The sequence below is a fragment of the Leisingera sp. M523 genome (genome assembly GCF_025141335.1).
Classification (GTDB): Bacteria; Pseudomonadota; Alphaproteobacteria; order Rhodobacterales; family Rhodobacteraceae; genus Leisingera.
On the sequence record NZ_CP081036.1, the window covers coordinates 116,360 to 134,883 of the forward strand.

The 18,524-nt window shown below is 61.2% G+C and carries 19 protein-coding genes and 1 pseudogene; 7 read left to right on the plus strand and 13 right to left on the minus strand.

Annotation, left to right across the window (positions count from 1 at the left end; translation table 11 throughout):
* Positions 1–28: 28 nt before the first annotated feature.
* The 6 genes from K3557_RS00545 to K3557_RS00570 form a co-directional block, all read right to left on the minus strand.
* Positions 29–1,228, minus strand: a complete 1,200-nt coding sequence (locus tag K3557_RS00545) for an aromatic ring-hydroxylating dioxygenase subunit alpha (RefSeq protein WP_259996804.1) — start codon at positions 1,226–1,228, stop codon at positions 29–31.
* On the minus strand, positions 1,228–3,303 hold the full coding sequence (locus K3557_RS00550) for an FAD-dependent oxidoreductase (protein WP_259996806.1): 2,076 nt from the start codon (positions 3,301–3,303) through the stop codon (positions 1,228–1,230). The genes K3557_RS00545 and K3557_RS00550 overlap by 1 nt, the downstream gene beginning before the upstream one ends.
* 74 nt (positions 3,304–3,377) lie before the next feature.
* Positions 3,378–4,436 (minus strand): PotD/PotF family extracellular solute-binding protein, encoded by a 1,059-nt coding sequence (locus tag K3557_RS00555; protein ID WP_259996808.1) that lies wholly within the window; start codon positions 4,434–4,436, stop codon positions 3,378–3,380.
* 20 nt (positions 4,437–4,456) lie between these two features.
* Positions 4,457–5,557, minus strand: coding sequence for an ABC transporter ATP-binding protein (locus K3557_RS00560; RefSeq protein ID WP_259996810.1), 1,101 nt, complete (start codon positions 5,555–5,557; stop codon positions 4,457–4,459).
* A gap of 16 nt (positions 5,558–5,573) precedes the next feature.
* Positions 5,574–6,365: an ABC transporter permease gene (locus K3557_RS00565; RefSeq protein ID WP_259987757.1), complete on the minus strand. Its 792-nt coding sequence runs from the start codon at positions 6,363–6,365 to the stop codon at positions 5,574–5,576.
* A complete protein-coding gene (locus K3557_RS00570; protein WP_259996816.1) occupies positions 6,362–7,225 on the minus strand; it encodes an ABC transporter permease in 864 nt (287 codons plus the stop codon). The genes K3557_RS00565 and K3557_RS00570 overlap by 4 nt, the downstream gene beginning before the upstream one ends.
* A gap of 232 nt (positions 7,226–7,457) precedes the next feature.
* Between K3557_RS00570 and K3557_RS00575 the strand changes: the two genes are divergently transcribed.
* A complete protein-coding gene (locus K3557_RS00575; protein WP_259996828.1) occupies positions 7,458–8,105 on the plus strand; it encodes a TetR family transcriptional regulator C-terminal domain-containing protein in 648 nt (215 codons plus the stop codon).
* 342 nt (positions 8,106–8,447) lie between these two features.
* Here the strand turns inward: K3557_RS00575 and K3557_RS00580 are convergent, their stop codons facing one another.
* The 4 genes and pseudogenes from K3557_RS00580 to K3557_RS00595 all read right to left on the minus strand — a co-directional run bounded on the left by K3557_RS00580 (position 8,448) and on the right by K3557_RS00595 (position 10,952).
* Complete coding sequence (locus K3557_RS00580) at positions 8,448–9,485, minus strand: IS110 family transposase (protein ID WP_259996830.1); 1,038 nt, start codon at positions 9,483–9,485, stop codon at positions 8,448–8,450.
* A 122-nt stretch (positions 9,486–9,607) separates the two neighbouring features.
* Positions 9,608–9,787, minus strand: a complete 180-nt coding sequence (locus tag K3557_RS20510; protein WP_409201195.1) for a hypothetical protein — start codon at positions 9,785–9,787, stop codon at positions 9,608–9,610.
* A gap of 104 nt (positions 9,788–9,891) precedes the next feature.
* A pseudogene (locus K3557_RS00590) lies at positions 9,892–10,029 on the minus strand (integrase core domain-containing protein); the annotation flags it as partial.
* A gap of 14 nt (positions 10,030–10,043) precedes the next feature.
* On the minus strand, positions 10,044–10,952 hold the full coding sequence (locus tag K3557_RS00595) for a LysR family transcriptional regulator (RefSeq protein ID WP_259996832.1): 909 nt from the start codon (positions 10,950–10,952) through the stop codon (positions 10,044–10,046).
* A 126-nt stretch (positions 10,953–11,078) separates the two neighbouring features.
* Here K3557_RS00595 and bla point away from each other — a divergent pair, with 126 nt between their 5' ends.
* The gene (bla, locus tag K3557_RS00600) at positions 11,079–11,960 is read left to right on the plus strand and encodes a class A beta-lactamase (protein WP_259996835.1); all 882 of its coding nucleotides are present in this window, start codon (positions 11,079–11,081) and stop codon (positions 11,958–11,960) included.
* Positions 11,961–12,407: 447 nt separating this feature from the next.
* On the opposite strand, the gene K3557_RS00605 is transcribed toward bla, so the two are convergent.
* On the minus strand, positions 12,408–13,427 hold the full coding sequence (locus tag K3557_RS00605) for an AraC family transcriptional regulator (protein ID WP_259996837.1): 1,020 nt from the start codon (positions 13,425–13,427) through the stop codon (positions 12,408–12,410).
* A gap of 206 nt (positions 13,428–13,633) precedes the next feature.
* A complete protein-coding gene (locus tag K3557_RS00610; RefSeq protein WP_259996839.1) occupies positions 13,634–14,518 on the minus strand; it encodes a LysR family transcriptional regulator in 885 nt (294 codons plus the stop codon).
* 109 nt (positions 14,519–14,627) lie between these two features.
* On the opposite strand from K3557_RS00610, the gene gstA reads away from it, so the two are divergent.
* The 4 genes from gstA to K3557_RS00630 are packed head-to-tail and all read left to right on the plus strand — an operon-like array spanning position 14,628 to position 16,809.
* Positions 14,628–15,239: a glutathione transferase GstA gene (gstA, locus tag K3557_RS00615; RefSeq protein WP_259987739.1), complete on the plus strand. Its 612-nt coding sequence runs from the start codon at positions 14,628–14,630 to the stop codon at positions 15,237–15,239.
* A complete protein-coding gene (locus K3557_RS00620; protein ID WP_259996841.1) occupies positions 15,236–15,616 on the plus strand; it encodes a nuclear transport factor 2 family protein in 381 nt (126 codons plus the stop codon). The genes gstA and K3557_RS00620 overlap by 4 nt, the downstream gene beginning before the upstream one ends.
* A 3-nt stretch (positions 15,617–15,619) precedes the next feature.
* Positions 15,620–15,841, plus strand: a complete 222-nt coding sequence (locus tag K3557_RS00625; RefSeq protein ID WP_259996843.1) for a 4-oxalocrotonate tautomerase family protein — start codon at positions 15,620–15,622, stop codon at positions 15,839–15,841.
* Entirely contained in the window at positions 15,838–16,809 is a 972-nt protein-coding gene (locus K3557_RS00630) for a nitronate monooxygenase family protein (protein WP_259996847.1), read from the plus strand. Before K3557_RS00625 ends, K3557_RS00630 begins: the two co-directional genes overlap by 4 nt.
* Before the next feature lie 55 nt (positions 16,810–16,864).
* On the opposite strand, the gene K3557_RS00635 is transcribed toward K3557_RS00630, so the two are convergent.
* On the minus strand, positions 16,865–17,728 hold the full coding sequence (locus tag K3557_RS00635) for an NADP-dependent oxidoreductase (RefSeq protein ID WP_259996849.1): 864 nt from the start codon (positions 17,726–17,728) through the stop codon (positions 16,865–16,867).
* A 96-nt stretch (positions 17,729–17,824) separates the two neighbouring features.
* On the opposite strand from K3557_RS00635, the gene K3557_RS00640 reads away from it, so the two are divergent.
* Positions 17,825–18,415, plus strand: a complete 591-nt coding sequence (locus K3557_RS00640) for a TetR/AcrR family transcriptional regulator (RefSeq protein ID WP_259996852.1) — start codon at positions 17,825–17,827, stop codon at positions 18,413–18,415.
* Positions 18,416–18,524: the final 109 nt, after the last annotated feature.

The window sequence follows — 18,524 nt, forward strand, 5'->3', positions numbered from 1 at the left end:
TGGACACAGTTGCTAGGGTGTAAGGCGTTCAGATCATGCCGAAATAGCTGCGGTAGAAGCCGGGCAGACTCCATTCCATTTCCGACAGCGGGCCGGGAACGAAACGGTGCGAATTCACTCCTTCCTGATTGTGGCGGATAATCTTCTCGTCATCGAGCGAGGTCACATGCCAGAGCCAGGTAAGCGCTTCCTTGTCGTAGTCGCGACCCTCTTCCGCACCGCCACGCACATACCAGGCGATCTGTATATCGGTTTCCTGCAGGGAGCGCGGCACAAAGCGGTAGCCGACAAAGTGGTCGGCGTAGATCAGGAAATAGTTGAGCGTGCCGACCGCAAGGTCGGTGGCACCGCCGTCATGGCCGCTGAGCTCGCCTAGCGGAGGCGCCAGCGGTGCGCCGTCTCTGCTGCCGGTCTGATAGCCGGGAAACAGCGGGTAGCGGCGCCAGTAGACATCCGCGCCCGAGGCCAGGGCATTGGGGCCGGTGAGGTCCAGTTCTTCGGTCGGCAGGCCGATGGCGGCAGAGCGTTCGCGCAGAGCTTCGCCATGTTTTTCAACATCCGCCGGGTCTTTCAGCGAATGGCTGCGCGAATACTCCTGATGCGAGGGCGCGCAATGGTAGCACTCCAGATAGTTCTCCAGCGCCAGCTTCCAGTTGGCGGGCACCGGATAAGAGGCCTCGTGTGCAAGCGTCAGGTTTTCCAGCTGCATCGGGGCGGACAGCGGTGCCAGCTTGTCCAGGCTGTCCTGCAGCGCCGGCGGGTTTTCGTCGGCGCAGACAAAGATCAGCCCCTGGAAGATCTGCACCTGCACCGGGAACAGCCCGTATTCGCCGGGGTCGAAATCCGGCCCCATGGCACGGCCGCCACGCAGTTTTCCGTCCAGTCCGAAAGTCCAGGCGTGATAGGGGCAGGAGAAAACCCGGGCTGAGCCCTGTTTCTCCAGGCACACGCGGGATCCGCGATGGCGGCAGACATTCAGATGGGCGCGGACATCGCCGCTGCGGTCGCGCACCACGATGATGGATTCCGGGCCGTAGTCGAACAGGAAATAGTCGCCCGGCTCTGCGATTTGGCTGACATGGCCGGCCCAGATCCAGTTGCGGTTCCAGAACATCTTGATGTCGTGGTCATAAACCGCCTGAGAGGTATAGAAATGCCGCTCAAGCGCAAATCCGAGCTGATGGGTTTCAATCAGGTCACGCATCACTTGCAGGTCATCTTTGGGCATTATGCGCCTCCCATATCGTTGAGTGAGATAAGTTCGCGGCGGAACCATTCAGCATCTGCTGCCGCCGGGTCGCGTTCAAAGTTGCGTGCCGCCAAATGGCCGGCAAAGACCGCATCGGCAATCAGGCCGGGCGACGCGGCGTCGCCGATCAGTTCCAGCGTGGTGAACCGGTCCCCGTAGTCAGCGCACAGGGCATCGAAAAGCGCCGTATCGCGCTGGCGTGACGTCACCATCAGAAGGCTGGCGCAGCTGATTTGCCGGATGCGGCCGGTGTAGGCACAGGCGAGTGCCGCGCCGGTGGCATCTGCCGAGTCGAGCAGATGCAGCGGCACGATCTCCACGCCTGCCTGCAACAGGCTGGTTTGCACCCGGGCCTGCTCCAGTGTCAGGTCGGTAAAAGCCGAAGCCACAGCGCCGGGCGTGGCTAGGATCACCTTGCGGCCCGCGGCGGCCAGGTGATCGGCCAGCACCCCGCCCAGATACCCCTGGTCGTCATCATAGAGCAGCACCGGCCCGCTGTCCGGCGGCAGTTCACCAGCCATGATGTCATCCGGTGTGAAACAGGGCATTTTCTGCACCGGCAGCGGGGCCAGTGAAGACCGCCCGCGGCCGTCACGGTGCCACTGGCTGCCGGTTGCAACGAAGACATTGGGAATGCCGAGATCCGCCACCTCTTCGGCGGTCATCGGGCTGTCTGTGAACATCTGGACATTGGCCCGCTGCTGCAGCTGCCACAGACGGTTGTCCGCGACCCGTTTCCAAGCTGCCAGCCCTTTGAGGCGGCTTTCGCGCAGCGCCCGCCCGCCAAACTCCTTCCCGGCTTCGGCAAGGGTCACGTCATAGCCGCGTTTGGCCAGCTGCATCGCGCATTCCAGCCCGGCGGGTCCGGAACCGACCACCAGCGCGTGCTCCTCATGGCCCTTTGATGCGATCACCTCAGGGTGCCATCCCCGCCGCCATTCCTCGCCCATGGTCGGGTTCTGGGTGCAGCGGATTGGCACCCCGAGCATATCAGCAGAGACGCAGATATTGCAGCCGATGCATTCGCGGATTTCCTCAATCCTGCCTTCTTCAATTTTCTTCGGCAGGAACGGATCTGCGATCGAGGGCCGGGCCGCACCAATGAGATCAAGCACCCCCTTTTTGACCAGCGAGGCCATCAGATCCGGCGAGGTGAAACGGCCGACACCGACGACGGGTTTGGAAGTCACCTGTTTGACGAATTCGATGTAAGGAACCTGAAACCCGTCCTGCGGCTGGAACCGGGTGGTCTGGCTGTCATTGCTCCAGTCTGAGATATTCACATCCCAAAGATCGGGCAGATCAGCCAGCAATTCCACCACGGCGCGGCCTTCCTCCTGCGCCTGCATCCCGTCCGGCCCGGCCATCTGATCCACGGCAAAGCGGAAGGCTACCGCGCAATGGCCGTCAAGCTCCTCGCGGGTTTCCTCCAGCAGTTCGCGGGTAAGGCGCAGCCGGTTTTCCAGGCTGCCGCCGTATTCATCGCTGCGGTTGTTGTACTGCGGCAGCAGAAAATGCTGCGGCAGAGTCATCTGGTGGCCGGCGTAGACATAGACAATATCGAAACCCGCCTCCTTGGCCCGCCGCGCGGCGGCCCGGTGCCAGCGGCGCAGGTCGCGGATGTCGGATTTGTCCATTGCACGAGCCTGCTTCGGGAATGGTGTGTCGATCGGCATGTCCGACGGGCCAAGCACCGGTGCGCGGGTCAAATGGTTGGTGGCATGATGGCCGTTATGGGCGAGCTGGATCGCCGCAAGCGCACCTTTATCATGCACACCTTCCGTCATCAGCCGGAGGGCGGGGATGTCATGCTCATCCCAAAGCCGGTTTTCCGCATAAGGCCCAAGGTCAGAGGTCGGATGAATTTCCGTCTCCTGGGTGGAAACGACGGCCCAGCCGCCTTCGGCCTTCATCGTGCGCATCGCGGCCTCTGCCTGGGGGCGCACATGGCCCATCCCGTTGCAATGGGGCACCTGGTAAAAGCGGTTCCGTGCGGTGACGGGGCCGATCTTCACCGGCTCGAACAGAATGGAATACCCATTTGCGCCTTGCATGCTGGCACATCCTTTGTGTCTTGGTTGTTTGGTCTTGGTGGTGCGGCGGGTTTCAGTGCCCGCCGCCGGCTGGATCAGAACCCGGCTTTGATGCGTTCGAATTCCTTCAGCATCCGGCCCTCAAGCTCGGGCTTTACAGCGTCAAAGAACAGGCTGTCCTCAAAGAAACTGTCCACATCGGCAAAGCCGTAGGTCTTGATCAGATCCTGATCGGCTGAGGCAAAGGCATCTGCATTGGCATGGGCGTAGCCCCAGTTTTCAATGATGTATTTGCCGCTGGCCTCGGCACTTAGCGCATTCAGCATGTCATAGACCTGTTCGTCGCTTTGGGTCGAGGAATTCAGATGCACATAGCCGCAGACCCAAGTGGCGATGCCCTTGTCCACGTCGCGCATCATCTTGGCCGGTGTTTCATTCCAGATCAGGTTCAGCTCCGACTGGTTCCAGCCCCAGCCCATGGTAACCTCGCCTGAAGCAATGGCCTGATCCAGCTGGCCCGCATCGGACCAGTAGAAGCGGACATTCGGGTGGATTGCGCGCAGGAAGTCCGAGGCTTTCTGGAACTCTTCATCCGACATATCGGTATAGCTGGAGGCCCCGGTGGCCAAAGCTGCCATTGCATAGGCCGAGGAGGCCGCATCGGGAATGGCGATCTTGCCCTGATGGGCGGGATCACCCAGCAATTGCAGCGAGACGTCCGCAGCATTGATCTGGTCGGTGCGGTAGATCAGCCCGGTGTTGCCCCATTCAAACGGCACCATATAGGTGTTGCCGTCGATGGTGACGCCGTCCACATCTTTGATCTGCGGCAGCAAATTCTCCCAGTTGCTGATCTTGGAAGTGTCAATGGGTTTCAGCAGACCCGCTGCGACCCATTTGCGCAAGCCGTCGGTGCAGGGATGGGCAAGATCAGCGGCAAAGCCCGACTGCAGCTTGGTAAAGGCCTCCTCGACGCTGCCGAAATAAGTATAGCTGGGGGCGCCGCCGTATTTGGCGACATAATCGCCGTAGAAGCCCTGATCCTCATAGCCTGACCAGTCAAAGACCGACAGGCTGGCGGCATCGGCGGACGCAATGCCGGCTGAGGCGGTCAAAGCCGTGGCAGCGGCCAGCACCGTGTTGAAATGTTTCATATTTCTTCCTCCCTTTATTCTCATGCCTCGCGGGCGCCGAGGTCGATGACCGAGGCGTTCTGCACCCCCAGCCAGACCGGATCGCCCTGCTGGTGATCAACCGTGTGAAAATAGTTCGGCACCGACACCGCAATGGGCTGCTGCAGCCCGTCAGCGGTGACGTGGTAGTGGACGTTTTCGCCATAAAACGCGGCGTTGGTGACAGTGCCCTGCAGATAGCCGTCATAGCCATCGGGCTTTTGGGCAGAAATCTCCAGCTGTTCGGGGCGGATGCCCGCCAGCAGCTGCGGCCCGCGCTGGGCCACATTGGGGTTCATATCAATGGCAAGCGGCCCGAAGCCCTGCACCTGGGCGTGCAGCTTGCCGTCCGCCTCACCTGTCACCGCCGCGTCAAGGAAGTTCATGCCGCCGATGAACGCCGCGACTTCCTGGCTGCAGGGACGGGCGTAGAGCACCTCCGGCTTATCGACCTGTTTGAGCTGGCCCTGGAACATCACGCCGATGCGGTCGGACATTGTCATCGCCTCGTACTGGTCGTGGGTGACCATGACAAAGGTGATGCCAAGCTTTTGCTGCAGGCGGCGCATCTCAAACTGCATCGCCTCGCGCAGGTTCTTGTCCAGCGCCGACAGCGGCTCATCCAGCAGCAGCACCTTGGGCCGCATCACCAGCGCACGGGCCAGGGCAACCCGCTGGCGCTGGCCGCCCGACAGCTCATCGGCCTTGCGCGCCTGCAGCCCGCCCAATTCCACCATCTCCAGCGCTTCGGCGACGCGGTCCTGCATCTCGGTCTTGCCAAGACGCAGCTTACGCAGGCCAAACGCCACGTTGTCGCCGACGTTCAGATGCGGAAAGATCGCGTAGGACTGGAACACCATGTTTGCCGGGCGCTTGTTGGCAGGAATGTGGGCCATGTCCTGGCCGCCGATGCGGATGGTGCCTTCGTCATGGTCCTGAAACCCCGCAATCATCCGCAGCGCCGTTGTCTTGCCGCAGCCCGAGGGGCCAAGGAGCGAGAAAAACTCGCCCTCCTTCAGTTCGAGGTTCAGGTCGCGCACCGCCACAAAGGTGCCAAAGCGCTTTTCCACCCCGGAGATTTCGATGATGTTCTGACTGGTCATCTGTTGGTCCTTACACTCAGGCGGATTTGGTGGAGCGGCGGCGGAAGTATTCGGCTGTCAGCAGCAACAGCACCGAGGCCAGCAGCAAAAGCGAGCCAAGCGCCAGCGTGTTCGGCAGCTTTGCCGGAAAGCGGATCTGGCTCCAGATATAGACAGGCAGGGTGGGCTGGTTGCCGGACAGAAAGAAGGCCAGCACAAATTCGTCGAACGACACGGTGAACGTGACCAGCAGGCTGGCAACAATCCCCGGAGCAACAATCGGCAGGGTCACCCGGCGGAAGGTGCCAATCACGCTTTCGCCCAGATCAAAAGCGGCTTCCTCCAGCGATTGATCAAAGTCGTCAAAGGCGGATTTCATGATTGATACGGCAAACGGCAGCGCGACAAAGACATGGCCGAGGATCACCGTGGTCAGCGACGGCCGCAGCCCCAGCGAGATGAACAGCACCAGCATCGACGACGCCACGATGATGCCGGGGATAACCAGCGGCAGCATCACCAGCCCTTCGGAGACCTCGCGCCCCGTGAAGCGGTAGCGCACATAGGCGCGGGCCGCAAACAGCCCCAGCGAGGTAGCCACCACTGCGGTGACCACGCCGACGATCAGCGAGTTCGCCATCGCCTGCAAGAGCGTGTCCTGCGCCCCCAGCTGGGCATACCATTTCAGGGTGAACCCCTTCATCGGGAAGGCGACGATGGTGCCGTCGTTGAAGGAGAACAGCGGCAGCAGCAGCACCGGCAGGTAGAGGAAGATCAGATAGGCCACCGCATAGGCCAGCAGCCAGGGGAAACGGAGTGACTTGCTCAACGGATTCTCCTCCCCAGGGCGGTGGCCAGGATAACGAACAGGATGGCGACAAAGCCGACCGAGGCCATCGCCACCAGCGACAGCGTCGCGCCCAACGGCCAGTTGTTGGCCGGGCCGAACTGCACCTGGATGAGGTTAGCCACCATCTTGCCCTGCGAGCCGCCGACCAGTGACGGGGTGACGTAGTCGCCGACAGTAGGGATAAAGATGATCAGGCTGGCGGCGATGATGCCGGGCACCGACAGCGGCAGGGTGACCCGGAAGAACCGTTCCAGCTTGGAGCACCCGAGATCGGTGGCGGCCTCCAGCAATGCCCGGTCGATCTTCTGCAGCGAGACATAGATCGGCAGGATCGCAAACGGCGCCCAGGCGTGGGCCAGGGTCAGCACCACCGCGAATTCATTGTAGAGAAGAAAGGTCAGCGGTTCGTTGATCAGCCCCATTGAGAGCAGAGCGGAATTCATCACCCCGTTGAACCCGAGGATCAGCTTCCAGCTGAACACCCGCAGCAGGTAGCTTGACCAGAACGGGATGGTGATCAGCAAGAGCCAGAGGGTTTTCTTGCGGGTGCGGTAGGCGATGAAATAGGCAATCGGATAGGCCAGCGCCACCGTCGCCATGGTCACCGCCCCGGCAATCAGGATCGAGCGCAGCATTAGATGCCGCACCAGCGGATCGGTGGCGGCCTCGGCGTAATTGGCCCAGGTCAGCGTCTTGTCGATGTCGACATAGGACTGGGTCCAGAAGCTGTAGGCCACCAGAATGCCCAGCGGCGCAGCTACCAGCAGCCCCACATATAGCGACGCAGGGGCGCTGAGCGCCAGACCTTTGCCTGCTTCGGTTTTTAGAATTCCGGCCATTGCTGGGTATCGCTTACCGTTTTTGTTTACGCGGGTGCCGCACTAAAAAATGGACAATCGTCCATAAAAGAGTGGCGGTCAGGGCATGCATCTGTCAACAGGTTTCTTAAGGAAATGGACAAGCGTCCATTTTGACTGGATATTCTGCGGGTGATATGCGACCAATGCTGGCATGGCACTGCCTGCTGCAGGGTGTCGAATTGTGAATGCCGTCAATAACCAACAGAGTCATATGCCGGGAAAACGGGAACAGAACCGCGAGCAGAACCGCCAGGCCCTGATCGGGGCGGTGCTGGATTCGGTGGCGGAGAAAGGTATTTCGGAAACATCCGTCAGCGAGATCATCCAGCGCGCCGGCCTGTCACGCGGCATGATCCACCTGCATTTCGGCGGCAAGGACAACCTGGTTCAGGCGGCGGCGCATCATTCGTCAGAGGAATATTACGACGGGCTGGAAGCGCTGCTGCAGACCGCAGGAGACAGCCCGCAGGAACGGGTCGAGATGATCGTGCGCGGCGACCTCAGCGCGCGGGTGCTGAACCGGCGCAATGTCAGCATCTGGTACGCCTTCCGCGGCGAGGCCAGGAACCGCAAGGCCGTGGCCGAGTATTCCGATACCCGCGACGGACGGCTGCGCGGCATGATCCACAACGCCTTTTCCCGGATCGTGCGCGAGGCCGGAACACCGGATGCCACCGGTGCGGCCCGGGATGCAACCCATGGCACACTGGCACTGCTTGAGGGCATGTGGACCGACTTCCTGCTGCACCCTGACCGCTTCGACCGGGAAGAGGCATCGCGGATCATCTTCCGCTTCCTGGCGGCCATGTTCCCGGAGCATTTTTCGCTGAAGGGTGCCGTGCGCCCGTTGAAAGTATAGACACCTCGGCGCGGCTTCAAAGTATAGCCGCGCCGCACACCAGGGCAAGCCCCACGTCAGCGGCCTCGATCTCACCCTAGATGTAGCGGCTTCCGTAATGGTCTGAGTTTAGTCAAGCTCCCAATTTCGTCCATCCACCGGTTTCATGCTTCCGTTCGTGGTCGACGTGGGCCGCCACATGATACCTGTTAGAAAGACCCCGAGCGCCAATCTTGAGAGCGGGCTTCACTTTTGCGAGCCACGAGCCGCTACACGGCGTCTTCGGGATCCGCGTCCCGGTGGGGGACGTCGGTGAGCTGGCTTTTCAGCTCAACCGGATCTGGTTTTTCTTTCGTTGTACAATTATGTGGTTGCCGCAGGCGCGGCGACCGTAGAGCGGAACTCGGCACCATCCGACCACATTCGATGCAACACTGTTCCAAGCTTACGTGCAACGGCGACAATGGCGCGTTTTAAACCGCGCCGCCGAGCTACTGCCAGCCCCCAGCTTTTCAAATCCGACGGCGCCTGCACACGGGTCAGCAAGACCTGCGCCGCCTCAAAGAGCATGGCACGGACTCCGGCGTCGCCCGCCCGAGTGATCGAACCGGTTATGTCGGTCTCACCGGATTGGTGTTTTCGCGGTGTCAGTCCAAAGTGCGCCCCGACGCGCTTTGATGACCGGAACCGGGCAGGATCATCCACCGCCGCTCTGAAGGTGAGGGCCGTCAGCGCTCCGACACCGGGGGCTGTCATCATCAATCGGCAAGGGCCGTCAGCGCGGGCCAGGCTTCGAGCGCGGCGATCAAGATCCGAAACCTCCGTCTGGAGCGCCGAGCGAGCTTGTAACATCGCCTGCGAGATCTCCTCAAGCATAGGGTTGCCTGCAACAAGCTCATTCACCCGCTCTAGAAAACGCCCCCTGCTGACTTTGCCCATTTTCAAACCAAAGCCGCGCAGAATACCTCTTAAGCCATGCTCGATTTCAATCAGCTTATTCAGCAGCAGCTTACGTCCTGAAAGCAAAGCTCGGATCTCCTGCGCCGAGATTGATTTGCAATGCACTGGCCGAAACCAACCAGTGCGCAAGAGTTGGGCAATCCCGTGTGCATCGCGCCGGTCGGTTTTGACTGGCATCGCCTGTAGCGCAGATTTGACTTGGCGGGTCTCCATCAAAACCGGCTTTTGTCCTGCTTCAGTCAACCCAGCGAACAACCATTGCGATAAAGGCCCCGCTTCCATGCCAATCAACACGATCTGTTGGCTCAATGAACAACAGAAATCGACTAACGCATCGGGTTCACTTGCAACCTTTGTCTCACGTATCACTTGGCCGGCGCGGTCGACCACGCAGACACTCGACAATTCCAGTGACACATCGACCCCGATATAGACTTCCATGATATCCTCCTGCTGACACGGAAGGTGGGCAATCCACTTCCCTTCACGAGGAGCTTGTAACCAAACGCGCGGCTTGAGCGGCCCATTACGGTATCTTGAGATTATCCATCGCCGGGCCGAGATTATCGGCGTATCCGGCTCAGATTATTTGAGCCTGTAAGTCGGGTCTGGCTTAAGACAGTTGCGCCGGGGCTCAGATCAGCCGCCCGCATACTCCGCCTGGATTGGGGGATTTCTTCCAATACGGCGCCTTCCTGATCGACGGCATGCCACAACCAGAATGACCTGCCCGCGATTTTCACGGCAACTTCGTCCAGGTTCCAGACTTCGCCAGGGCGAGCCTGCCAACAGCGCAAGGTCGGCGATCGGGTAGTCCCCCATTTTTAGTGGAACTCAGCCGTAGAATTCATGCGGCTATTTTCAGTTTCATTGCGGGTGTCATGTCGCCGATGCCCATGTTGGGTCGCTCGTTGTTGTAAGTCCAAAGCCATTCCGTTGCCTGGTTCTGCGCCTCCTCGACGGTTTCAAAGATGTATTGCCCCAGCTATGGCTGACGGATCATGCGTCTCCCGATCCAGCAAGGGGCATCAGCTTTGACTCTTCTGTGCGCTGCCCGGAGAGCCATCGGGAAAATGTGTTCATCGCCTGTGTTGCAGGGCGGTCTGAGGGCCAGGCAAGATAGTAGCGCCCGGCGGAAAAGGTGACGCAGAAGGGTTGTGCCAGCCGGCCTTGGGCAATGAATCTCTCGAACATGGCGACTGGCAGCAGCGCCGCGCCTGCTCCCGAGGCGGCAAGTTCCGCGAGCGCCACCGAGCTGTCAAAGACCGGGCCCGTGACCGGCGGACAGGGCGCGCCTGCAACTTCGAACCAACCCGGCCATTCGGCGCTGCGGTAGCTGCGCAGAAGCGTCACATGCCCGAGGTCCGATGGATGCTGCAGGCGCGCCGCCAGCCGCGGCGCGCAGAGCGGCACCAACGGCGCCTCTATCAGCGGGATTGCGTCATGGCCGGTCCAGCCGCCGGTGCCGAAACGGATGGCCATATCCAGTCCCTCGCGCAGGATTTCCACCTGGTTGTTGTTGGTCGAAATCCGCAGATCGATCTCCGGATGCGCCTGCCGGAAGGCATCGACCCGCGGCATCAGCCAGCCGAGCGCAAAGGTCGTGTTCACCCCGACCTTCAGAACCTCCACGTCGCGCTGCCCGCCAAGGCGGCCAAGAACCCTCGCCATCGCGTCGAACCCGTGTTCGAGCACCGGGAAAAGCCGTTGCCCCTCGTCGGTCGGCACCAGCCCCTGCGAAGTGCGCAGGAACAGGGTGACTCCCAGCAGATCTTCCAGCCGCGCGACCTGATGGCTGACCGCGGCCTGGGTCACCCGCAGTTCGACGGCGGCCTTGGTGAAACTGCCCTGGCGCATGGCAACCTCGAACACGCGCAGGGCGTTCAAAGGCAGGTCGGGGCGATCCATGGCAATACCTCAGCTAATGGCAGGCGATAAGATTTGTCGTTTGTAGCGCCGGATCAAGCTGAAATATACCAGACGCATGACATCACCTGATGTCGTCTTTGGCTCTTATCCCGAAAGGAACATCCCATGCGGTTCACCGCTTCCGTCCTGTCGCGCGCTGCGGCAGGGCTCGCTCTTGGCCTGTCTCTGGCCACCATGTCCGCAGCTGACATGCGCCTCGCGGCACTGGCCGAAACCGTGTCGCACGTTGAACAGAGGCTTGGCGGGCGCGTCGGTTTGTCGATCAAAGAGGTTGGCGGGCAGACGTCCTGGTCGCACCGGGAAGATGAACGTTTCCTGATGAACAGCACCGTGAAGGCGCCAATCTGCGGGGCCGTGCTCGCGCAGCGCGATGCGGGGGAACTGGCTCTTTCCGACGCGCTGCCGGTGCGCGAGGCGGATCTGCAGTCCTACGCGCCGGTTGCAAAAACACGGGTTGGCGAGGACATGACGATCGGCGCGCTGTGCTTTGCCGCTATCGACATGAGCGACAACACTGCAGCCAATATCCTGATCGACCGGCTTGGCGGGCCGCAGGCAGTTACGCAATTCTTCCGCAGAATTGGCGATCCGATCAGCCGTCTGGACCGGCGTGAGCCCGAACTGAACACTTTCGCCCCCGGCGATCCGCGCGACACAACGACCCCGGCGGCAATGGCCGCCACGCTGGAAAAGCTGCTGCTGGGCAGTGCTCTGTCCCAGGCATCGCGCGACCAGCTGGCAGACTGGATGAGCCCTGGCGGCGTGACAGGCAACCTGCTGCGCGCTGACGCGCCCGCGGACTGGCAAGTCCTCGACAAGTCCGGCAGCGGCAGCCACACCCGCAACATCATTGCAATGGTCACGCCCGATAAAGGGGCGCCGTGGATCATCACCATCTTTCTGTCGGACGCAGATGCGGATTTCGGCACGCGCAACGCGGCCCTGCAGGAGCTTGGAGGTGCAGCCATGGCGGTGATCCGGGACTGAAGGGGTTCGGGCCGGGGCGCGGAATTCCGGGACCGAAGAAATCTTGCGGCGCAGCGGAGTGCAGCATGAAACTGTGCCGGTTTAATGCCGGCACTCTGCCTGACAGCCGGCCGGCTTGGACCGCGGCGGTACAGCTAAAATCAATGCCGGATCTGGCGGCAGGGATGGATTTGCAAATGCCGCTCAACGATGCGCAGCTCTGGAACCTCGGTGATGGTTCATTCACTTTCCGGGTTCAGGCGGGAAATCCGCCTGTTTGTCCCGGGGACCTTACGTAGCACAGCCGGTTCCAGATCTGGCGTCCGTTATAGAGTTCATTGTGCAGAATGCCGGTGCCTCTCCGGCGGTTGCCATGGATGGTGAAATCCCCCAATGGCGGCCGGACGGGCCCGGCACGCCTTCCTTATTGAGCACCTCTGCGATCTTCTTTGGGGACAGGGCCAGTGTTCAGTTTTTCGATACTCTGTACGAACTTGGTGTTACACCCGTCCACCGCCGGAAAGCGCGGTGGAAATTCGCGGGAGAGGAGAACCCGACATCCTGAGAGATTTCTTCGATGCTCTTGCTCCCGGCTTGCAGGTCATGAATGGCTATGTCTCGGCGCAGCCCGTCCTTGATCGCCTGAAAGGAGGTGTCTTCCGCATCCAGCCGCCGCATCAAGGTTCTAGGTGTGACGTTCAATGCGCGGGCGGCATCTGCCAAGTGGCCGCCCTCCCAGCTTGTTTGATAAAGGAACTCCCGGACTCTCAGAGACTGCTTATGTTCCCTATATCCTGTGAACATCCAGTCGCGGGGGGCCCGGCTTAGAAACTCCTTCAGCTCCGCAGAGCTGCGTCTTTTTGTTGGCCCCAGTTTCGCGACCTCAAACGTAATTGCCGAACACGGTGCCATGAAGCTGATCTGAGCCGGAAATATCACCGCATAATCGTCTGAAAACCCAGGGCGCTCAAAGGCAAACTGAACCGCCTGGACAGGCACTTCATATCCTGCAAGCCAGGACAGCAGCCCATGCGCCAGTTTCAGGATCAGCATATGGCCGAACTGCTGACAGGGCTGCGCACCGCGCGGCACAAGCCGCAGGCTGATGCTGCCGTTTCCGGACGCGAGTTCAATCTGGTAATCGTCCAGCAGCAGGTTCCAGAACGTAGAGAACCGGTGCAAGGCTGAGGGAAGAGAGCTGGCTTCGCGGACCGTTGTCAGCAGGTGCTGCAGTGCTCTGGCCCGGATCGGCCGGCTCCATAGGCCCATCATTTCATCATTGGTTTCGATGGCAGCGATTTGGTAAAGCCGGACAATCTGATCCAAAGTGATGCGGTGGGCAATCCGACCCTGGACTGCATGCATCCCCGCGCGCTGCAGAAAGGAGGCCAATTGGGCATCCGTGCAACAGTGCCGCAAGGCCATAATCCAATGCCCGGCAAACTGCGACGAAACCGTGGCCAGGCTTGAAGGATCCGAAGCTGTCATTTTCTTAGGCTCCAGCGCCGATTGTCATTTTTGGAAAGCATACCGCCTTTTTCAAACGTGAATCTGGTCAACTTCTACACGCATCTGGCATGAAGTAACAGTACGCGCCCACGGCGGAAAGCAACAGCCGCGGGAGCGCTTCTGCGTGTCCTCAGGCGAAATTGCCGACGATTGCGGCGTGACCTGCTGCCGGGCATTTTCAGGGCCTAGGCCGGTTCGGCTGCCCCGATTCTGTTCCAAAGTTCACTGGCCACGACGCCGGGCGGGCGGTCTCTGCGTCTCATCTTGAAAATCATCGTTTGGCGTACAGGAAATCGTTCCAGGTTGAGGGGAAGCAAAGCACCGGACAGCCGCTCCTCCTCGGTCATATGGTCCGGCAGGCCGCCCCAGCCGAGACCGGCGAGGATCACCTTTTTCTTGGCAGCAAGATCGGAAACGGTCCACTTCAGCCCGCCCGGAAGAAGGTCGCGGCTTTGTTCATGCGCGGCGCCGCCTGTGCCCGCCGCGACCACCTGCACGTAGCTTTGCATTTCGGATGCTGAAAATGCACGGGAGCCGACGGGCAGGTTCAGCCCGGGGCTGGCCACTGGCCGGATTGTCACCTCCGTGACCGGCTCAGCTTCCACATCATCCAGCGGCACCCCTTCCAGCGAAGCAAGCGCGATGTCTGCCTTGCCCTCCATCAGCCGGGCGATCGGGCCGCCCATCATTTCCATCCGCAGCCGGAGATGGGTGGCCGGGTGACGCCGTCCGGTTTCGGCAAGCGCCGGCAGCAAAGGATCCAGATCCATTGTGGCGCTGACCGCAATGTTCAGCTCTGGCTCTTCGCGGGCGCGCAGCCGGGCGGCGGTGGTTTTCAAGCCTTGCATCTGCCGCAGCACACGGGAGGCCTCGCGGTAGAAAATTTCACCTGCCGGGGTAAGTGCCGGCCGGTAGGCCGCGCGGCTGAACAGCTCCAGCTCCAGCTCCTCTTCCAGCAGGCGGATTGTGTGGCTGATGGCGGACTGCGATTTGTTCAGACGCTCCGCCGCGCCGCGGAAGGTGCCGGTTGAGACAATCGCCTCAAGGGCAATGAGCTGATCGTGTTTCATGGGACCATTACATGATTATTTTTTTGGATCATATTCATGAGTACTCAATATTATCAATCAATCATATCAGCGGGTAGTCAGAGGACATCACCAAACACAGGAGACTGTCATGAAACTCTACTACAAACCCGGCGCCTGTCCGCTGGCCAGCCATATCGCCCTGCATGAAACCGGCCGTCCATTTGAAATCGAAGCTGTCGATACCGCGGCAGGCCGGACCGAAAGCGGCGCAGACTACCGCGCGATCAACCCCAAGGGTTATGTGCCGGCCCTGGGCCTGGACGACGGCAGCGTTCTGACCGAAGGGGCGGCGGTTCTGCAGTACATCGCGGACAGCAACCCGGAAGCGGATTTGGCGCCGGCAGCCGGTACCTTGGCCCGTGCCCGGATGCAGGAACAGCTCAACTGGATCGGAACCGAGCTGCACAAAGCCTTTAACCCGCTGTTCCGCGACGGCATATCCGAGGGCGGCAAAGACGACGCGCGCACCGCTGTAGCGGGCAAGTTCGATTTCATCGAGACGCAGCTGGAGGATGGCCGCGAGTGGCTGGTAGAGGACCGGTTCTCGGTCGCGGATGCCTATCTGTTCGCGGTCTCGAACTGGGCGAACTTCACCGGCATCGACCTGGCCCGCTGGCCCCGGCTGGCGGCGTTCGTGAGCCGCAGCGCCGCCCGCCCGTCCGCTCAGGCTGCGATGCGCGCAGAAGGGCTGATCCAATGACATCAGCCGATCACAAAGTGGTCGGCGCACTGATGGAGGCCTATTTCGAGGGTCTCCATCACGCCGACAGCACCAAGCTGCGCGACGTTTTTCATCCGCAGCTGGCCTATATCTGCGCCACCGAAGGTGATGAACTGTACCTGGATCTTGAAACCTACATGACCCGCGTCGACGGTCGCGAGCCGCCGGCCAAGCGTGGCGACCCGCGCGAGGAGGAAATCCTGGAGATTGCCTTTGCCAGCGACCGGCTGGCCCGCGTCAGCGCCCGGATGACCATGATGGGCCGGGATTTCCATGACCTGCTTACCCTTGTCCGCCACGGCGCTGAATGGCGCATTGTAGCAAAAGTGTTCTCATATGTACCGCGAAAGGGCTGACAGATGCCTTATGTGAATATCAAAATCACCCGTGAAGGCGGCCCTGACGGCACCGGCCCGAGTGCGGACCAAAAGGCGCAGCTGATCACCGGAGTTACGGACCTGCTGCAGGAGGTTCTGGGTAAGAACCCGGCGACCACATTTGTGGTAATCAACGAAGTCCCGCTGGAGGATTGGGGCGTTGGCGGCCTGCCGGTGCAGGAGTACCGGAAACAGGCGCAATGAAGACGCGGCTGACAGAGGCGCTGGGGATCACCTGTCCGGTGATCCAGGCGCCAATGGCCTTTGCCGCGGGCGGCGCGCTGGCCAGTGCCGTCTCCAATGCGGGCGGGCTGGGCATGATCGGCGGCGCTTACGGCGATGCCGCCTGGATCGACCAGCAGTTCGGCCTTGCGGCGCCCGCCCGCGTCGGCTGCGGCCTGATCACCTGGAAACTTGCGGAACAGCCGCAGCTGCTGGACCGGGTGCTGGCGCGTGATCCAGCGGCGCTGTTCTTGTCCTTTGGCGACCCTGCACCATTCGCGCTTGCGATCAAGGACGCGGGTGTGCCACTGATCTGCCAGGTGCAGACACTGCGCGATGCCCGGCAAGCACTGGATTGCGGTGCGGACATCATTGTTGCGCAAGGAGCGGACGCTGGCGGCCATGGCGAAGCGCGCGGCACCTTTGCCTTGGTGCCCGAGATCGCCGACGAGATCGCACGCCGGAACAGCAAAGCGCTGCTTTGTGCCGCAGGCGGTATTACGGATGGGCGCGGCCTTGCAGCGGCGCTGATGCTGGGCGCAGATGGGGCAGTTATCGGCACGCGGTTCTGGGCCTCGCACGAGGCGCTGGTGCACCCGCGCATTCTGGACCGCGCGCTGGCGGCAACGGGAGATGACACGATCCGCACCCGGGTGGTGGATGTGGTCCGCGGTTATGACTGGCCCGGCCGTTACAATGGCCGCGTTTTGCGCAACCGGTTCATTCAGAAATGGCACGGTTCCGAGAAGGCTTTGAAACTGGAAGCGGGCGCAGAGGCCGCAAAATGGTCGGCAGCCCAGGAGGCCGGCGATCCGGATGTTGCCACCGCTTTTGCCGGTGAAGGCATCGGCTTGATCGTTAAAGTGCAGGCCGCCAGCGATATTCTGGCCTGCATCACGGTGCAGGCGCAGCAGTGTCTGGCAGGGCAAAGCCAGTCCGGACTACAGTAGCTTATTGTACCGGAACAGGCGGAGACCCGCCCGCCTGTTCCCTTTCCAGCTGATATCAGAGGGTATGGTCCAGAATGAATTTGCCCGTATGCCCAGGCGTCCCCAGCCTGCGGTGCGCCTCTGCGATCTGATCAAGCGGCAGAATATCCTCGATCTCCGGCATCAGAACACCTTCGGCCAGCCAGCCCGCCAATGGCAGCAGAACCTCCTGATTGGCGGGGTTTTGAACCGTCACCGGGGTGATCCCCCGCGATTCCGTGAAAACCCCGCCTGGCTTCCACCACTCCGGGACAATCGTTGCATAGGCGCCGCCATCTTTCACGGCAGCAAATGCCTGCTGCGCGTGTTTGCGCCCGCGCACGTCAATGGCGCCGTCCACCTGCCGCGCGTCCGGGGCGGCGAGTTCGAACCCCAGCAGAGGGGCGATTGCTGCCGCCATTGCGCCAACCGCCCCCATTGGATTGTTGATCAGGACACGCGCGCCCGGCGGCAAAGCCAGGGCCTGAAGAGCCGCCAGCGCTGTGCTTCCGATCAGCGGCACTGCGGCGGCAGTGGTGAAGGGAACCGCATCGGCAATTTTCACAACCTGACTGGCTGGCAAGGCGGCAAATTCAGCGTGGGTACCGACCATTGACCCAGGCTGCGGCGACATTGCCATCACCCGGTCGCCGGGGGCAAACCCCTCTGTTTCCGGGCCAAGCGCCTCGACTGTCCCCGCTGCATCCCACCCCAGGATCATCGGGAAAAGGGCGGGATCATCGGGCAGGATGGTCCCGGACCGCACCCCCGCATCCACCGGGTTCACGCTGGACGCATGGGTGCGGAGCAGCACCTCTCCCGGCTTGGGTTCGGGACGCGGCAGGTCTGCCATCCGGAACACATCCGCGTCGCCAAAGGATTCTATGATTGCAGCTTTCATCCGTGCCTCCTTTATTTTGTAGTGATCGCTAAATAATGGGCAGCTTGCCGGGTCAAGCATTTTGTGTAATGATCGATAAGTAATTCGGAGGCGACCTTGGGGCGGCAAAGAGCTTTTGACACCGGCCATGTGATTGAACAGGCGATGCTTCTGTTTTGGGAGCGCGGATATGAAGCCGCATCCATGGCTGATCTCAGCGCGGCCATGGGGGTGAACCCCCCAAGCATCTACGCGGCCTTTGGCAACAAACAGGCGTTGTTTGAACGTTGTGCCAGCCATTACGCGCAGAACATTGCGGCCTATGCCCCCCGCGCACTGGACGAGGAAGCAACGGCTGCCAAAGCCCTGCACCGTTATGTGTTTGAGGCCATTGAGGCGTTTTCCGGCAAGGAGAGACCCAAAGGCTGCTTGCTGGTCAGCGCCGCAACCAATTGCGGCACCGCCAGCACCGGTGCGCAGAAATTGCTCGCCGGATACAGGCAGGCCAGCGAGGCAATGGTCGCCGCCCGGATCCGGCGTGGTATCGAAGACGGCGACATGCCCTCAGCAAGTGATCCGGATCTGTTGGCGAAGTACATTGCAGTTCTGATTCAGGGGCTTGCGGCGCAAGCCCGCGATGGTGCCACAGCGGATGCTTTGCACAGCGTGGCTGAACTGGCGCTGGGCCAGGTTGCGGTTCTGCCTTAGAAAACAAGGATGCCCGTCTGCTGGCCCTATCTTGAAAACCGCTGGGACAAGCTTAGCTGCTGCCGCATCCGAAAGATGTTCAAAGGTTCCAAAAACGTGTCTGCAGACC

Bases quoted from the DNA above. Each gene is read 5' to 3' on its own strand.
- K3557_RS00545 (WP_259996804.1), bottom strand. From the start codon at position 1,228: ATGCCCAAAGATGACCTGCAAGTGATGCGTGACCTGATTGAAACCCAT.
- K3557_RS00550 (WP_259996806.1), bottom strand. From the start codon at position 3,303: ATGCAAGGCGCAAATGGGTATTCCATTCTGTTCGAGCCGGTGAAGATC.
- K3557_RS00555 (WP_259996808.1), bottom strand. From the start codon at position 4,436: ATGAAACATTTCAACACGGTGCTGGCCGCTGCCACGGCTTTGACCGCC.
- K3557_RS00560 (WP_259996810.1), bottom strand. From the start codon at position 5,557: ATGACCAGTCAGAACATCATCGAAATCTCCGGGGTGGAAAAGCGCTTT.
- K3557_RS00570 (WP_259996816.1), bottom strand. From the start codon at position 7,225: ATGGCCGGAATTCTAAAAACCGAAGCAGGCAAAGGTCTGGCGCTCAGC.
- K3557_RS00575 (WP_259996828.1), top strand. From the start codon at position 7,458: ATGCCGGGAAAACGGGAACAGAACCGCGAGCAGAACCGCCAGGCCCTG.
- K3557_RS00580 (WP_259996830.1), bottom strand. From the start codon at position 9,485: ATGGAAGTCTATATCGGGGTCGATGTGTCACTGGAATTGTCGAGTGTC.
- K3557_RS00595 (WP_259996832.1), bottom strand. From the start codon at position 10,952: ATGGATCGCCCCGACCTGCCTTTGAACGCCCTGCGCGTGTTCGAGGTT.
- bla (WP_259996835.1), top strand. From the start codon at position 11,079: ATGCGGTTCACCGCTTCCGTCCTGTCGCGCGCTGCGGCAGGGCTCGCT.
- K3557_RS00605 (WP_259996837.1), bottom strand. From the start codon at position 13,427: ATGACAGCTTCGGATCCTTCAAGCCTGGCCACGGTTTCGTCGCAGTTT.
- K3557_RS00610 (WP_259996839.1), bottom strand. From the start codon at position 14,518: ATGAAACACGATCAGCTCATTGCCCTTGAGGCGATTGTCTCAACCGGC.
- gstA (WP_259987739.1), top strand. From the start codon at position 14,628: ATGAAACTCTACTACAAACCCGGCGCCTGTCCGCTGGCCAGCCATATC.
- K3557_RS00620 (WP_259996841.1), top strand. From the start codon at position 15,236: ATGACATCAGCCGATCACAAAGTGGTCGGCGCACTGATGGAGGCCTAT.
- K3557_RS00625 (WP_259996843.1), top strand. From the start codon at position 15,620: ATGCCTTATGTGAATATCAAAATCACCCGTGAAGGCGGCCCTGACGGC.
- K3557_RS00630 (WP_259996847.1), top strand. From the start codon at position 15,838: ATGAAGACGCGGCTGACAGAGGCGCTGGGGATCACCTGTCCGGTGATC.
- K3557_RS00635 (WP_259996849.1), bottom strand. From the start codon at position 17,728: ATGAAAGCTGCAATCATAGAATCCTTTGGCGACGCGGATGTGTTCCGG.